Raw genomic sequence first — 14,022 nt, 5'->3', positions numbered from 1 at the left:
CGGATCGGATTGGGCGGCCGCAGCAGGGCTGCGGGTCGATTTACGGGCACCACTTTTCACTTCGGTAGCCACTCACTCCCCCATGCAGTCAATGGACTTGGCAGACGCAACTTGCGGACCTTAGGGGTCCGGTTGTGAGCGTGGCGTTCACGACGCCCTCACGCGGCCTGTTCAGGTTCCTGCAGCTTGCGCCAGACGCGAGAAGCCCGCTCTGCGCCGGCTTCTCGGCGTATTTTTTTTCTGAAACAGGACTGAAGTACCTGCTTCTGATGTTGTCGCAAGCTTCAAGGCAACGGCAAATCCTCCCCAACCCTCCTTTTCCAAAGGAGGGAGCCAAAAGCGGCTTTGCTTCCCCCCTTTGAAAAAGGGGGGCAGGGGGGATTTGCTCTTGACCCTGCCCGGGCCTCCTACCTGCGCGTTCAGCCCTGTGCCGGCGCGGCGTCGTCGCCTTCCGGTGCGGGCGGCGTGGCGGCGCTCGCCTGCCAGCCGCAGCTCTTGCCCTCGTTCTGCTCGTTCAGCCATGCCTGCAGCGGCTGGAAGTACTCCAGCACCGCCGCGGCGTCCATCCGTTCGCCGCCGGTCAGCTCGTTGAGGCTCTGCTGCCAGGTCTGGCTGGCGCCCTTGCTGAGCATTGCCTGGAACTTCTCACCGGCGGCCTCGTTGCCATAGAAACTGCACTCGTGCAGTGGCCCGGTGTAGCCGGCGGCGTCGCACAGCGACTTGTAGAACTGGAACTGCAGGATGTGGGCTAGGAAGTAGCGCGTATAGGGCGTGTTGCCCGGCACGTGGTACTTGGCGCCCGGGTCGAAGAACTCCTCGCCGCGCGGCTCCACCGGGGCGACTCCCTGGTAGCGCGCCTTCAGGTTCCACCAGGCCTGGTTGTACTCGCCCGGCTCGATCGAGCCGTCGAACACGCCCCAGCGCCAGCGGTCGATCATCAGCCCGAACGGCAGGAACGCGACCTTCGCCAGCGCCATGCGCATCTGCGCGTTGATCAGCGCCTCCTCGCTCCGCTGCTGCGCCTCGACCAGGCCGATCGACTCCAGGTACTCCGGGGTCATGCCGAGCACGATGGTGTCGCCGATCGCCTCGTGGAACCCGTCGTGGGCGCCGGTCTGGAACAGCGGCGGCAGGTCGTTGTAGGCCAGGTAGTAATAGACGTGGCCGAGCTCGTGGTAGATCGTGGTGAAGTCTTCCTCGTTGGGCTTGATGCACATCTTGGTGCGCACGTCGCCTTCCATGTTCATGTCCCACGCGCTGGCGTGGCAGACCACGTCGCGGTCGCGCGGCTTGATGAACTGGGTCTTCTTCCAATAGCTGTCGGGCAGCTCGGGCATGCCCAGCGAGGTGTAGAACTCCTCGGCACGCTCGGTCATCTGCTTGGCGGTGGCGAGCTGCGCGTCCTGCTCGAGCTGCGCCAGCATGCCGACATCGCGCTCGTCGCCGTTCCTGTCCAGCGCCTCCGCGAAGTTCTCCTTGTACTGCGCTTGAAGCGCGGCGGTGATGTCGAGGCTGCCGGCGTTCTCGTAGGGGACCAGCATGTCCCACAGGTTGCCCCAGTCCTGCTGCCACATGTTGCCCATCAGGTGCGCCGGCAGCATGCCGCCGGCGACGCTGCCCTGTCCGGCGCCGTATTCGGTCTCCAGCTGGGTGCGGGTGTAGCAGTGCAGCTGCTCGTACAGCGGCTTGACCTGGCCCCACAGGCGGTCAGTCTCGGCGGCGATCTCGACCGGGCTCATGTCGTAGCCCGAGCGCCACATCTCGCCGGCATCGGCAAAGCCCATCTCGCCGGCGCCGGTGTTGACCAGCTCGACGAAGCGCGTGTAGTCGTTGCGCATCGGCGGCGAGATGGTGTGCCAGCCGCGCCAGGCTTCGAGCTGGTCGTCGTAGTCGCGGTCGTTGCGCAGCACGTCCTCGAGCTGGCCGAGCTGGCGGCAGTTCTCGTCGCGGCCTTCGCCGGTGCAGTAGGTGCCCGAGCCGTACATGCCTTCCATGCGCGCGACGATCTGGGTCAGCTCGGCCAGCTGCGCCGGGTCACGCGGCGCCGGCATCGAGGTCGACAGCTTGAGCAGCTGGATCGCGCGGGCGGTCTGCGGCGTCATTTCCTGGCCGTCGAACCGCCGGGCCTGCTCGATCCAGTCGTTGAGCTGGGCGAGGTAGCGCTCGTTGGCCTTGGCGGCCAGGAACTGGGTGTCGTCATTGATGTAGGTCGACGACAGCCACTGCGGCTTGGTCAGCTGCGGGTACATCGCCTTGAGTTCGGCGTTGACGCGTGCGATGAACTGATCGGCGGTCTCGCCCTCGGGCACCGACGTGCGCGATGCATCGTCGGTGGCGGAGTCGCGATCGCAGCCGGCCAGGCCGAGCACGGCGACGGTGATGCTGAGCGCAAGCAGCGCGCGGATGGGTTTCATGGAAGGCTTCTCCCGGACGACTCGCGCTGATGCGCCGAAGCCGGAAGGCTAGAGGCCGCGTGACCCCGGTGCAAGTGACGCAGGCCGCGGCCCGCGCAGGCGTCTGGTGGGAGGGATCGTCGGGCGCCGCCGGCCGGACAACAGCGTTTGACCCGGATTTACGCGGATAAACACGGAGTTGGAGCGGACCACTGCGCTTGAGCCCGATCGCTCTGATCCGCACCAACCCGCGCGTCAAGAACCTGATTCTGCAAAGCCGTAGGGCGGGCGCGCTGTCGGTGCCCATCGCTGCGGATCGGGCCGTCGTGCGGTGGGCACAAAAAGTGTGCCCACCCTGCGTCGGCATCCGGCGAGTCGTTGATGGGCCGAGCGTCTTGGCGGATCTACGCGGTAAACACGGATTGGAGCGGGGCCATCGAGCCTCTGCCGTATCCGCTCCGATCCGTGTCAATCCGTGTCTAAAGCCTCAACGATCCTGGCGCGGAGCCTGGCGGCGCGGCGGCGGATCTTGCGGCGCATCAGCCGGCTCGACCAGCGCGATAGCGGCAGCAACTCCTTGCCGCGCGCCAGCGACTTGGCATCGACGCAGACCAGGCGCAAGCCGTCGCCATGGGGCACCACCACGAAGTTGCCCGGGTTGAGATCGAACAGCGGCAAGCGGTGCTCGACCAGCCACTGCTCGAAATCCATCACCGCCTGGCACAGCGACACCGGCGAGTGGCAGCGGAGCCGGTGCAGGTGCGCGTGCAGCGAGCACGCGGGTTGCCCGTCCGCCAGCAGTACGCAGTCGGTGCGAAGTGCCGCGCCCCAAGGCGTGGCGACGATGCCGTGGCTGCGTGTGAACGGCGTATCCGCAGCAGTGCCGATGCGCCGGTGCAGCGCGCGATAGGCGCGCAGCTCGGCGCGGTTGTCGCCGAAGTACGGCAGCCGGTGGCCGAGCCACAGCCGCGCACGCTGGCGCAGGCCGGACGCGGGCCGCTCGTGCAGGGGGCGTTCGAACTTGAGGCAGAACTGCGGCGCGCCGGCGTCGCGCACGCAGATGCGGTGCGCGCCGTGGGCCAGCACTTCCATGCCGTTCCAGAGTTCGGGCGAGGCCGGATTGCGCGGGAGGGCGTCCATGAACGTGGGAGTTTGCCCCAGATCGCGGCGATTTCACCGGCCCGAACGGTAGAGCGGCGGTGGTGGCGAAGTCAGGCGATCAGTTGTCGATCGACCAGCCAGCGCCGGGCGTCCTCGGCGTCGTGTTCGAACCAGGCGCGGCTGGAGCCGAGGCGGAAGCTGTAGCCCCAGGTGTCCATGTCGGCCATCAGGCGCGCGCGGCCGATGCCCGCCAGCTCATCGGCGAGCAGGATCTGCAGATAGCAGGCGGCGTCTTCCTCCTCCTGCGAATCGGTCGCGTCGGTATGAACCGCCGCGCGCCGCTCCGGCGGCAGCACGATCAGGTGGGCGGCCTCGTGCAGCAGCGAATGCACCGGCGTGTCGGCGCGCGCATACACGGTCGATCCGATCAGGCCGGCCTCGCAGTCACCCCAGTAGCTGCCGGGGATGGCGGCGCCGTCGGGCACGCGCGCCAGTTGCAGGCCGTGGCGGGCGAGCAGGGCGGCCGCGGCAGCAAAACCGATGTCGGCGAGGGTCAGCATCGGCGGAAGCGTAGGTGGTCGTCTGTGTAGGAGCGGCTTCAGCCGCGATCCGGAATCGTCAGCCGGCATTGTCTCTGATCGCGGCTGAAGCCGCTCCTACAGAGGCAGGGCTACGGGCCGCCGGCCATGCTCAGCCGCTGGCCACCGCGCGCGCCCCGCCTTCGCCCTTCTCCGGCAGTGCCACCGAGATATCCAGCACCTTGTTATCGCCCTCGCCGAGGAGGTCGACCTTGACCGACTCGGCATCGACGTTGACGTACTTGCGGATCACCTCCAGCAGCTCGCGCTGCAGCATCGGCAGGTAGTCCGGGCCGCCGCGGCTGGCGCGCTCGTGGGCGACGATGATCCGCAGGCGGTCCTTGGCGACCGAGGCGGTCTGCTTCTTGGTCAGCAGGAAATCAAACAGGCCCATGGCTCAACCTCCGAACATCTTGCTGAAGAATCCCTTCTTCTCGACCTGCACGAAGCGCATTGGCCGGGTGTCGCCGAGCAGGCGGGCGACGGCGTCGTCGTAAGCCTGGGCGGCGTCGGACTCGGATTCCAGGATCACCGGCTCGCCCTTGTTGGAGGCGTGCAGCACGTCGGTGGATTCGGGGACTACTCCTATAGTCTTCAAGCCGAGGATCTCCTCGACGTCGCCGACGCTGAGCATCTCGCCGGTCTCCACGCGCTTGGGGCTGTAGCGGGTCAGCAGCAGGTGCTCCTTGACGCGCTCGCCGTTCTCGGCGCGGCGGGTCTTGGACGCCAGCAGGCCGAGGATGCGGTCGGAATCGCGCACCGAGGACACTTCGGGATTGACCACCACCACGGCCTGGTCGGCGAAGTACATCGCCAGGTACGCGCCCTTCTCGATGCCGGCCGGCGAATCGCAGACGATGTAGTCGAAGCCGTCGGCGGCGAGGTCGTCGAGGACCTTCTGCACGCCTTCCTTGGTCAGTGCGTCCTTGTCGCGGGTCTGCGAGGCGGCCAGCACGAACAGGTTGTCGAAGCGCTTGTCCTTGATCAGCGACTGCTTGAGGCTCGACTCGCCGTTGACCACGTTGACGAAGTCGTATACCACGCGGCGTTCGCAGCCCATGATCAGGTCGAGGTTGCGCAGGCCGACGTCGAAATCGATGACGGCGACCTTGTGGCCGCGGCGCGCAAGGCCGCAGGCGAGACTGGCGCTGGTCGTGGTCTTGCCCACGCCGCCTTTGCCCGAGGTGACAACGATTATTTCGGCCAAGTTCAAATCCTCCGGTGAGTAGTGAGGTCTCCGGCACATGGATGTGCCGGCGCTGCTGGCGTTTTATGCCAGCAGCAAAGAACCGGGCCGGATTTGCCGGCGCGGTTCTTCCGCAAATCGCGGCAGGATGCCCGATTTGCGGTCATCAAGTGTCCAGCGCCGCAATGGTGAGTTGCCCGTCTTCCAGCCAGACCTGCACGGCCTTGCCGCGCAGCTCCTTGGGGATGTCCTCGAGCACCTTGTAATGGCCCGCGATCGCGACCAGCTCGGCATGGAACTCGCGGCAGAAGATCCGCGCCTTCTCGTTGCCCTGCGCGCCGGCCAGGGCCCGGCCGCGCAAGGGCCCGTAGATGTGCACCGAACCGTCGGCGATGACCTCGGCCCCGGCGCCGACGGTGGTCAGCACCGTCAGGTCGCGGTTGTCGGCGTAGACCTGCTGGCCCGAGCGTACCGGGGCGGACTGGATCAGCCCTGGGCTGCCCGTAACTGCCGGCCCGGCTGCGGCTGCGGGCGCAGCGGTTTCCGCGGCCGGCGCCGGCGATCGTTTCGCTGCCGGGCTTGGCGGCGCCAGCGCGGCATCTTCGTCGCGTTCGTACTGGGCGCGGAACTTGGCCAGCAGCGGCAGGCCGAGTTGCTCGGCCAGCCGCTCGGTGTCGGCCGTGCCGTAGGCGAGGGCGACCGGCAGCACCCCGGCTTCACGCAGGCCGTCGAGCAGGGCACGCGCCGTCACCAGGTCCGGGGTCTGCGCGAGGCCACCGAAATCCAGCACCACCGCCGCGCGTTCGAACAACTTGGGCGCACGCTGCACCCGCTCGCGCATTTCCCCGGCCAGGCGCGCCGCGTCGAGCGTGCGGATCCGCAGGTTGGCGATGCCGACCTGGCCGATCTTGAGTTCGCCGGCTTGCTCGTAATCCGCCGCGGCGGCACTCACGAGGACGTGCCCCAGGTGCCGGTGGGGCGCTGCTCCAGGCCGGCGGGCACCACCGTCTGCGGACGTGGCCGCGGCAGCCAGGCCTCCTGCGGCAGCGCGTCGCCGTAAATCTCGCGGACCCAGGGATAGCTGCACAGCGACTTCATCAGCATTGCCGCGCGCACGCCGCTCGCCTCCGGCATCACGTGCTGGCCGATCTCGCGGAAGCCGAAGCTCCCGTGGAACAGCAGGACCGGGTCGTTGGCGTCCTCCAGGAACACCTCGCAGGCCATCTGTGGATAGCGCAGCTCCGAGTAGCTCTGCGCATCGGCATACAGCGCCCGGCCGACACCGCCGCCGCGGCGGCGGCTGGCCACCACGATGCGGTCGATATAGAAGAAGTCCGGGTGGCGCTCGCGAAACCAGCGGAAATTGCTGCTGTCGTGCGCCGTGCCGCTGCCGACGCCGATCAGGAAGCCGGCCAGGGTGTCGTCGCGTTCGGCAACGCGGAAATACTCGGCGTTGTCGAAGAAGTGACGCAGTCTGGCCGCATCCAGCGGCAGAATCGCGGGTCCGGCGGCATTGTTGAGGGCAAGGACGGAATCCAGCTCGTGCTCAAGCACGTCGCGGACGACGATCGACATTCCGGGCTCCATGATTTGCTGACCGGGACCTGTGGCGGCCGGCCAGGTGATTATCGCATGACCACCCGGCGTCGGCGACCATATCGGGCACCCGGCGGCGGCGTTGGCGACGGGCGCACGGCGCGGCGACCATGACTTTCGGACGGCCCCGCAAGGCCCGCGATGCCGTTAGCATGCAGCCATGTTGAGCCGCCTGAACCACACGCGACTGCTGCGCTACGCCGGTCTGTTCACCTGGGCGGTGGTCGGGCTGCCGCTGCTGTCGCTGGCGCTGCAGCCGGTCGACCCGATCGATGCGATCGCCGCGGGCATGGTCGAGGAGCCGCTGTTCACCGCCCGGGTCGGCTGGCCGGCGTGGGCGGGGTATTTCGCGTTCGGGCTGAGCTATGGCTGGGTGACCCGGACCCTGGGCTCGCGCCGGGCGGGTCCGCTCGACCACGGGTTGTTGCTGATCCTGATCGGCAGCGCGGTCGGGGTGAGCTACTTCAGCGTGAGCGGCCTGGGCAGCATCCTGCTGATGGTCACCGCCAGCGTGCTGCCGTGGATGCTGCCGTTGAGCATCGCGGTGGTGTGGGTGGTACTCAGCCAGCTGATCATCGTGCCGGTCTACGTGCGGCTGGACTTCCCGTTCTTCGAGGCGATGATGCAGTCGCTGCTGTACGCGGGCTTCTCCGGGTTCGTGTTCGTCACCAGCTTCGTGGCCCGTGAGCAGTCGCTGGCGCAGGAGGAGCAGCGCCGCCTCAACGCCGAGCTGCGCGCGACCCGGGCCTTGTTGGCCGAGAGCGCCCGAGTCAACGAGCGCACCCGCATCTCGCGCGAGCTGCACGACCTGCTCGGCCATCACCTGACCGCGTTGAGCCTGAACCTCGAGGTCGCCGGGCACCTGTCGCAGGGCCGGGCCAGGGACCATGTGCAGCAGGCCCACACCCTGGCGCGGCTGCTGCTGACCGACGTGCGCGAAGCGGTGAGCCAGCTGCGTGACACCGGTTCGATCGACCTGGCCGCGGCCCTGCGCCCGCTGGCCGAGAACGTGCCGTCACTGGACATCCACATGGATGTGCAGGAGCCGCTGACGATGGACGACCCCGAGCGCGCGCACGTGCTGCTGCGCTGCACGCAGGAGATCATCACCAACGCCGTGCGCCACGCCGGCGCGCACAATCTTTGGATCCAGGCGCGTCGCGAGGAGGGCTGCATCGCGATGACCGCGCGCGACGACGGCCGCGGCGCCGACGACCCCGCGATCGGCAACGGCCTGCGCGGCATGCGCGAGCGGCTGCAGCAATATGGCGGAAGCCTGGACATACAGACGCGGCCGCAGGAGGGCTTCTGCCTGCACCTGACGTTGCCGGCATCGGCGGCCACGACCGCTGCCACTGAAGGAGTCATCGCATGATTCGCGTGTTGCTCGTAGACGATCAGAACCTAGTGCGGCAAGGCGTGCGGTCCCTGCTCTCGCTGGCCGAGGGGATCGAGGTGATAGGCGAGGCCAGCGACGGCCGCCAGGCGGTCGAGGTGATCCCCCAGCTCGGGCCCGACGTGGTGCTGATGGACATGCGCATGCCGGTGATGTCGGGCCTGGAGGCGCTACAGGCGCTGGCGCGCGCCGGCAACCTGCCGCCGACCATCATCCTGACCACCTTTGACGACGACCAACTGGTGCTGGCCGGGCTCAAGGCCGGCGCCAAGGGCTATCTGCTCAAGGACGTCTCGCTGCAGCAACTGGTCGGCGCGATCCAGACCGTCGCCGGCGGCGGTTCGCTGGTGCAGCCGGCGGTCACCCAGCGCCTGCTGTCGGGACTGGAGCACATGCGTAACGAGTTCGTCAGCCTGGACCGGCCCGATCCGTTGACCGAACGCGAGACCGAGATCCTGCGGCTGATGGCCGGGGGCTTCTCCAACAAGGAAATCGCCAACTCGCTCGGCGTCGCCGAAGGCACCATCAAGAACCACGTCTCCAACATCCTGTCCAAGCTTGGCGTACGCGACCGGACGCGGGCGGTGCTCAAGGCCTTCGAGCTGCAACTCGTTTGATTCGGGGCCGGGACCCGCGGGACTCGCGGGAATCGGGACTCGGGGAAAGCAAGAGCCGACAGCGGGTCCTTCGCTGCGCTCCGCGCGACAATGCTGATGGCGGCTCGCTTTCCGCTTTTCCGCTTTTCCGCTTTTCCGCTTTTCCGCTTTTCCGCTTTTCCGCTTTTCCGCTTTCCCGAGCCCCGAGTCCCGAGTCCCGCAGCCCGCAGCCCGCAGCCCGCAGTCCGCAGTCCAGACCCCGAGCGTCCACATGTCCGGATCTGGCGAAGTCCCGGTTCCGCCTCGCAACAGCTGTGCCGGCCCCGGCTTCCTTGCTAGGATTGCAGGTCTGCGCCCCGGCCCTGACCCCGGGGTCGGCCTTGGAGAACCCTGAATGACCCGTTTGATCGAGATCCTGATTTCCCTGGCGATCGTCACTGCGCTGTTCCTGATCATCGGCGTGCTGTTACCCAACAGCCGCCACCTGAGCGAGAGCGTGGAGACCAACCGCAAGGTGACCATCGTCTATGACACCTTGAACAGCTTCCGCCGCTTCGACGACTGGCACCCGCTGGTGCTGCGCGATTCGGCGGTGCAACTGGAGCGTACCGGCCCCGATTCCGGCGTTGGCGCGCGCTTGGAGTACACCTCGCTGGACGAGAACCTGGCCGAGGGCAGTTGGGAGATCGTCGCCAACGAGCCCAACCGCAGCATCTCGATGGACATCACCAACGCGGAGCGCGGCGAGAACAAGCGCACCAAGTACACGCTGCGTCCGACCGGCCGCTCGGGGCGCAACATCGAGATCACCCAGACCTACGATGTCGACTACGGCTGGAACCTGCTGGGCCGCTACGCCGGCATGTACGTCAGCAGCAACATGGGCCAGGACATGAAGCTGGGCCTGTCGCGCCTGAGCAACATGCTCGCCACGGTGCCCAACGTCGACTACACCGAACTCAGCCGGGACAACCCGGACCGCGTCCCGACCATCGGCCGTCGTCCGGCCGAGACGCTGCTGGTGGTGACCGCGGCGGTGGAGCGCAACAACCAGGTGGTGCAGCGCCAGATGCGCAGCAACCTGGAATGGATCGAGCGGGTGATCGAAGCCAACGACCTGGAGGCCACAGGCCCGGTCCGCATCATCACCAACGAGTTCGGCTCCGAGAACTACTCCTTCGACGTCGCCGTGCCGGTGCGCGCGCTCGGCGAGGGCGACTCGGCGGACGAAGCCGAGGATGCCGATGCCGAGGATGCCGATGCCGACGAAAACGGCGAGTCCAGCGCACCGGTCGCGTCCGGCCCCGAGCCGACCGAAGCGATCGAGATCGAGGACGGCCTCGACAGCCCGGTCGAGTCGGTCTTCATGCCGGCCAGCGAGATCGCAGTGGTGCCGTTCGAGGGCCACATGGCCAACCTTCCGAATGTCCGCGACGCCTTGCGCGCCTGGGCCTTGACCCAGGGTTACGAGACCACCGGCCGGCCGTACGAGATCTGGGAGAACGGCATCGACGGCGGCTTCAGCGAGGACGGCGAGTACGAAGTGGTGTGGACCATCCGCTGACGCCTACCGCACCGGTCCGGCCAGTGGCCGGATGATCCGAGAAACGCCGCGCAACCCGCGGCCTTTTTCGTTTCCGGCTTCTTTTCCAGTTTTTGTTTCCGGCCCTGCTATCGTCGCGTGCATGATGCCGTCCCGCGCGCCATGACCGATCCGACCGAGACCCTCCCGCCACCCTGGCCCGCCCGCGCACTGGCCGCGCTGGGCGCGGTACTGGCGGCCGCTGCGGTGGCCCTGGCCGCGTACGCCGCGCACGGCGTGGAGCCGCAGGCGGCGTCGCGGCTGCAACTGGCGGCGGTATTCGCCTTCGGCCACGGCGTGGCGCTCGCGGCGCTGGCTCGCGCGGCCGCGCGCCGGCTCACGCTGCTCGCGCTGCTCGGCATCGCGGCCGGTGCATGCCTGTTCGCCGGCAGCCTGCTCGCTGCGCACTTCTTCGACGCGCCGACGCGGCTCGCGCCGTTCGGCGGCAGCCTGATGATCCTGGCGTGGCTGGCCTACGCGGTCGACGCGATGAGGCGCTGAGATGCCACGGCACGCCCGGGGATTCGACACCCAGGCCGCCTTCGCCCACCTGGCCCGGCGCGACCGCAAGCTCGGCGCCTGGATGCGCAAGCTCGGAGCTCTCGCGCCGGACCCGCGCTGGCGCAAGAGCTTCGATCCGGTCGACGCGCTGGCCCGGGCGATCCTGTACCAGCAGCTCAGCGGCAAGGCCGCGGCGACCATCGTCGGGCGTGTGCAAACCGCGATTGCCAGCGAGCGCTTCCATTGCGACACCCTGGCGCGCTGCGACGACGCCACGCTCCGCGCCTGCGGAGTATCGGGCAACAAGCTGCTGGCGCTGCGCGATCTCGCGCGGCGCGAGTCGCTCGGCGAAATCCCCGACCTGCGGCGCATGGGCACGATGGACAACGAGGCGATCATCGCCGCCCTGGTGCCGGTGCGCGGCATCGGCCGCTGGACGGTCGAGATGATGCTGATGTTCCGGCTCGGCCGCCCCGACGTGCTGCCGATCGATGACCTGGGCATCCGCAAGGGCGCGCAACGCGTCGACGGCCTCGATGAGATGCTCAAGCCCAAGCAACTGGCCGAGCGCGGCGAGTGCTGGGCGCCGTACCGCAGCTACGCCGGCTTCTACCTGTGGCGCATCGCCGACGCGGCCGTGCAGGCGAAAGCCCCGACGCCGCGCTCGCAGGGCTGAGCCAGCGAGGTCGGCGGCAAAGACTCGTCCTCCCGTAGGAGCGGCTTCAGCCGCGAACCAGAGCCGGTCCCAAGCGATCACGCAAGATCGCAACGTCCCCCCCGTGTAGGAGCGACGTAAGTCGCGACCCGCAACCACCGGCCGAAACAGCCCGGCCCTGCCGACCTGCCGGAATCGCAGGCCTTCAGGCCGGGGCCCAGCACCAATGCCACGGCTCGTAAACGATGCCGTGTGGATTGTCGCGCGGGTAGCTCATGACGAAGCCATGGCTGCCGGCATTGCCGCGCAGCCAGGCGAATGCGTCGGTGTTTTCGAACGATTCCTCGGCCGCGGGCTCACCTGGCGTGCCGATGTCGAGCGCCCGGCCGGAGTGGTGCTCGCTGTACCCGGGCGCGGCGTTGACGGTGAGGATCTCAGCGACACCCAGTCCGCGCGCGAGCTTGCGTTCGAAGATGCCCAGTTGGTAATCGTGGCTGCGGTAGCCGGAGATCGCTTCCAGCACCACGTCGTCGCGCAACGCGGCCTGCCGCAGGTGCGACCAGGCGCGCGCGGCCGGTTGCAGCAGCCACAGCGGCCGCCGGTAGCGGTCGAACCCGGCCAGTGCGAGCCGCTCCGGTTCGGCCACCAGCGGCAGGCCGGTGCCCGCGCCGTAACCGTCATCCAGGCCGAGCGAATGCAGGCGCTCGTGCAGGCGGTCCAGCGGCAGTTCGCTGTATCGGTGAGGGCGGCGCCGGGGATGCGCGTCGAGGGTATCGAGCACGTCGAGCGCGGCATCGATGCCCGGCTCGTGCATCAGCCTCGGCACCAGCGGTAGCAGGCCCTCCGGCAGCTCGGCGGCGAGGTATCGGCCGTCGCGCTTGCGCCGCAGCACGTGGTACGCACGCGATAGCGCACGCGCATCGCGGTTGCTGCGCGCGCGCAGCAGGCCGCCGGGCCAGACCTCGATGTCGGGGGTGTTGACCAGGGTCGCGTCGGGGATCGGCATCACCGCAGGTTAGCGAGCGCGGCGCGGCTGCGCCATGTCCTTCAGCACATCGAGCAGGGCTTGCGGCTGGCGCACCTGCAGCCACAGGCCGTGGCCGCGGGTGGTCGGCAGCCACAATGCGCGCCGCTCGCCGATCCCGGCCACCAGCGCCTTGTGCTTGTTGCGCAAGCGGAACCAGCCGCTCTGGAAGCCGGGCAGGGCAAAGCCATTGGTCTTGAGCCGCGGCTTGTACCCGGTGTGCTCGTGCACGTCGATTATCCGGGCGGCGTCCAGTTGCAGTTCGTCCAGGCCGACGCGCTCCCGGTAGAAACTGGTGTGGAGCTCCAGCGCGCCGTCCTGGATCAGCAGTCGATGGCGCTGCATCGCCCGATCCAGCACCAGCCACAGCGGCAGGCTGACCACCAGGACCAGTACAATGACCGCCGATACGCTGAGCGGCACGTTGTCGAGCAGCCATGGGCTGAAGGAGCCGCCGGCGAGGGCGGCGCCGACCGCGATCCCGGTGATCGCCACTGGCAGGATCAGCGTGAGCGCCAGCAGCCACAGCCGCGCGCGGCGATCCGGCGGCAGCAGTTGCAACCGCGGATCGATGCGGGCCGTACCCGGCGCGGATCTCACCGCGGCGTGCCTTGCATCCACAGCAGCGCCATGCCGGCCACCAGGCCGAGTGCGACCAAGACCAGCAGCACCGGCAGCACGAAGGCGGCATGGGCGGGGAAACGTTTTTCGAGCAGTCTCACGATGTGCAGCATGACGGTCTCTCCTGTTGCGGTTGTCTTTAGTGTCTCAGGCCGCAGGGCCAGGACGGCTTTTCATCCATAGTTGCCCTGGTGCGTGGAGCGGGTGCCGAACGGCAGCGGCTGTTCAGCGCTCCCTCTTCAAATACAGCCGGGTGCTTTCGCTCACCGCCTGATGGGCGGTGACCAGCTCCCACCCTTGGGCACCCAGCTTGTCGAGCGTGTCCTGGACGTTGTCCTTCTGCTTGCCGCCAAAAGATCTTCAGCGGCACCTCCACCACTTGGTAGCTCCAACGCGCGCTCATTGTTTTCCCTCCTGTTTCCTCGAAGATGCCGGCTTTGAGGATGAGTCACCGGCCTGCGGCAGGCGCCCGGCCTTGCGCAGCGCATCGCGCAGCACGTACTCGATCTGCGCGTTGAGGCTGCGCAGTTCGTCGTCGGCCCAGCGCTGCGCCGCCGCGATCACCTCGGCATTGATGCGCAGCGGGTAGGCTTTTTTCTCGCTCATCGCGCCGCGGACGCTCTTGTAGGAGCGGCTTCAGCCGCGATGGGACGAGGCGCCACGACCTTTGTAGGAGCGACGTGAGTCGCGACCGCGCTACGTCCGGAGATCCCGCGGTCGCGACTTACGTCACTCCTACAGGGGGACGTGATCGCGGCTGAAGCCGCTCCTACGAGGGCAGGGTGTCGGACCA

Annotated in this window: 16 protein-coding genes and 1 pseudogene; 5 read left to right on the top strand and 12 right to left on the bottom strand. The window is 68.1% G+C overall.

What is annotated here, in order from left to right:
* Positions 1–419 precede the first annotated feature (419 nt).
* From ACJQWM_RS09265 to ACJQWM_RS09235, 7 genes are all read right to left on the bottom strand, one after another.
* On the bottom strand, positions 420–2,414 hold the full coding sequence (locus ACJQWM_RS09265) for a M2 family metallopeptidase (RefSeq protein ID WP_332706753.1): 1,995 nt from the start codon (positions 2,412–2,414) through the stop codon (positions 420–422).
* A 447-nt stretch (positions 2,415–2,861) separates the two neighbouring features.
* Positions 2,862–3,533: a YrbL family protein gene (locus ACJQWM_RS09260; RefSeq protein WP_332706750.1), complete on the bottom strand. Its 672-nt coding sequence runs from the start codon at positions 3,531–3,533 to the stop codon at positions 2,862–2,864.
* A 71-nt stretch (positions 3,534–3,604) separates the two neighbouring features.
* Positions 3,605–4,054, bottom strand: a complete 450-nt coding sequence (locus tag ACJQWM_RS09255) for a hypothetical protein (protein WP_411306781.1) — start codon at positions 4,052–4,054, stop codon at positions 3,605–3,607.
* Positions 4,055–4,184: 130 nt separating this feature from the next.
* On the bottom strand, positions 4,185–4,466 hold the full coding sequence (minE, locus tag ACJQWM_RS09250; protein WP_332706744.1) for a cell division topological specificity factor MinE: 282 nt from the start codon (positions 4,464–4,466) through the stop codon (positions 4,185–4,187).
* 3 nt (positions 4,467–4,469) lie between these two features.
* Positions 4,470–5,279 (bottom strand): septum site-determining protein MinD, encoded by an 810-nt coding sequence (gene minD / locus ACJQWM_RS09245; RefSeq protein ID WP_332706741.1) that lies wholly within the window; start codon positions 5,277–5,279, stop codon positions 4,470–4,472.
* A gap of 145 nt (positions 5,280–5,424) precedes the next feature.
* On the bottom strand, positions 5,425–6,210 hold the full coding sequence (gene minC / locus ACJQWM_RS09240) for a septum site-determining protein MinC (RefSeq protein WP_332706738.1): 786 nt from the start codon (positions 6,208–6,210) through the stop codon (positions 5,425–5,427).
* Positions 6,207–6,833: a GNAT family N-acetyltransferase gene (locus ACJQWM_RS09235; RefSeq protein WP_332706735.1), complete on the bottom strand. Its 627-nt coding sequence runs from the start codon at positions 6,831–6,833 to the stop codon at positions 6,207–6,209. The genes minC and ACJQWM_RS09235 overlap by 4 nt, the downstream gene beginning before the upstream one ends.
* 181 nt (positions 6,834–7,014) lie before the next feature.
* On the opposite strand from ACJQWM_RS09235, the gene ACJQWM_RS09230 reads away from it, so the two are divergent.
* The 5 genes from ACJQWM_RS09230 to ACJQWM_RS09210 all read left to right on the top strand — a co-directional run bounded on the left by ACJQWM_RS09230 (position 7,015) and on the right by ACJQWM_RS09210 (position 11,605).
* Entirely contained in the window at positions 7,015–8,229 is a 1,215-nt protein-coding gene (locus tag ACJQWM_RS09230; protein ID WP_332706732.1) for a sensor histidine kinase, read from the top strand.
* Complete coding sequence (locus tag ACJQWM_RS09225) at positions 8,226–8,867, top strand: response regulator (protein ID WP_332706728.1); 642 nt, start codon at positions 8,226–8,228, stop codon at positions 8,865–8,867. The genes ACJQWM_RS09230 and ACJQWM_RS09225 overlap by 4 nt, the downstream gene beginning before the upstream one ends.
* Positions 8,868–9,240: 373 nt before the next feature.
* Positions 9,241–10,410, top strand: coding sequence for a polyketide cyclase (locus ACJQWM_RS09220; protein ID WP_332706725.1), 1,170 nt, complete (start codon positions 9,241–9,243; stop codon positions 10,408–10,410).
* Between the two features lie 141 nt (positions 10,411–10,551).
* Complete coding sequence (locus ACJQWM_RS09215; RefSeq protein ID WP_411306780.1) at positions 10,552–10,929, top strand: DUF423 domain-containing protein; 378 nt, start codon at positions 10,552–10,554, stop codon at positions 10,927–10,929.
* Between the two features lies 1 nt (position 10,930).
* A complete protein-coding gene (locus tag ACJQWM_RS09210) occupies positions 10,931–11,605 on the top strand; it encodes a DNA-3-methyladenine glycosylase family protein (protein ID WP_332706830.1) in 675 nt (224 codons plus the stop codon).
* A gap of 184 nt (positions 11,606–11,789) precedes the next feature.
* On the opposite strand, the gene ACJQWM_RS09205 is transcribed toward ACJQWM_RS09210, so the two are convergent.
* The 5 genes and pseudogenes from ACJQWM_RS09205 to ACJQWM_RS09190 form a co-directional block, all read right to left on the bottom strand.
* Positions 11,790–12,590 carry a M15 family metallopeptidase gene (locus ACJQWM_RS09205; RefSeq protein ID WP_332706833.1) on the bottom strand — a complete coding sequence of 267 codons (801 nt, stop codon included), beginning with the start codon at positions 12,588–12,590 and terminating at the stop codon, positions 11,790–11,792.
* A gap of 9 nt (positions 12,591–12,599) precedes the next feature.
* The gene (locus ACJQWM_RS09200; protein ID WP_332706836.1) at positions 12,600–13,208 is read right to left on the bottom strand and encodes a PH domain-containing protein; all 609 of its coding nucleotides are present in this window, start codon (positions 13,206–13,208) and stop codon (positions 12,600–12,602) included.
* Positions 13,205–13,342 carry a hypothetical protein gene (locus ACJQWM_RS09195; RefSeq protein WP_332706838.1) on the bottom strand — a complete coding sequence of 46 codons (138 nt, stop codon included), beginning with the start codon at positions 13,340–13,342 and terminating at the stop codon, positions 13,205–13,207. Before ACJQWM_RS09195 ends, ACJQWM_RS09200 begins: the two co-directional genes overlap by 4 nt.
* Before the next feature lie 112 nt (positions 13,343–13,454).
* Positions 13,455–13,571, bottom strand: a pseudogene (locus ACJQWM_RS14250) (hypothetical protein); the annotation flags it as partial.
* 57 nt (positions 13,572–13,628) lie between these two features.
* A complete protein-coding gene (locus ACJQWM_RS09190; RefSeq protein ID WP_332706841.1) occupies positions 13,629–13,835 on the bottom strand; it encodes a type II toxin-antitoxin system antitoxin in 207 nt (68 codons plus the stop codon).
* Between the last annotated feature and the right edge of the window lie 187 nt (positions 13,836–14,022).

This window comes from Novilysobacter longmucuonensis (genome assembly GCF_046600735.1).
GTDB lineage: Bacteria > Pseudomonadota > Gammaproteobacteria > Xanthomonadales > Xanthomonadaceae > Novilysobacter_A > Novilysobacter_A longmucuonensis.
The sequence above is the reverse complement of the archived record's forward strand: the minus strand, read 5'-3'. Positions and strand labels throughout refer to the sequence as shown.

Excerpts from the sequence above, each read along its gene's own strand:
- ACJQWM_RS09190 (WP_332706841.1), bottom strand. The coding sequence starts at position 13,835 with ATGAGCGAGAAAAAAGCCTACCCGCTGCGCATCAATGCCGAGGTGATC.
- minE (WP_332706744.1), bottom strand. The coding sequence starts at position 4,466 with ATGGGCCTGTTTGATTTCCTGCTGACCAAGAAGCAGACCGCCTCGGTC.
- ACJQWM_RS09225 (WP_332706728.1), top strand. The coding sequence starts at position 8,226 with ATGATTCGCGTGTTGCTCGTAGACGATCAGAACCTAGTGCGGCAAGGC.
- ACJQWM_RS09205 (WP_332706833.1), bottom strand. The coding sequence starts at position 12,590 with ATGCCGATCCCCGACGCGACCCTGGTCAACACCCCCGACATCGAGGTC.
- ACJQWM_RS09215 (WP_411306780.1), top strand. The coding sequence starts at position 10,552 with ATGACCGATCCGACCGAGACCCTCCCGCCACCCTGGCCCGCCCGCGCA.
- ACJQWM_RS09195 (WP_332706838.1), bottom strand. The coding sequence starts at position 13,342 with ATGCTGCACATCGTGAGACTGCTCGAAAAACGTTTCCCCGCCCATGCC.
- ACJQWM_RS09260 (WP_332706750.1), bottom strand. The coding sequence starts at position 3,533 with ATGGACGCCCTCCCGCGCAATCCGGCCTCGCCCGAACTCTGGAACGGC.
- ACJQWM_RS09235 (WP_332706735.1), bottom strand. The coding sequence starts at position 6,833 with ATGTCGATCGTCGTCCGCGACGTGCTTGAGCACGAGCTGGATTCCGTC.
- ACJQWM_RS09255 (WP_411306781.1), bottom strand. The coding sequence starts at position 4,054 with ATGCTGACCCTCGCCGACATCGGTTTTGCTGCCGCGGCCGCCCTGCTC.
- ACJQWM_RS09265 (WP_332706753.1), bottom strand. The coding sequence starts at position 2,414 with ATGAAACCCATCCGCGCGCTGCTTGCGCTCAGCATCACCGTCGCCGTG.
- ACJQWM_RS09220 (WP_332706725.1), top strand. The coding sequence starts at position 9,241 with ATGACCCGTTTGATCGAGATCCTGATTTCCCTGGCGATCGTCACTGCG.
- ACJQWM_RS09230 (WP_332706732.1), top strand. The coding sequence starts at position 7,015 with ATGTTGAGCCGCCTGAACCACACGCGACTGCTGCGCTACGCCGGTCTG.
- ACJQWM_RS09210 (WP_332706830.1), top strand. The coding sequence starts at position 10,931 with ATGCCACGGCACGCCCGGGGATTCGACACCCAGGCCGCCTTCGCCCAC.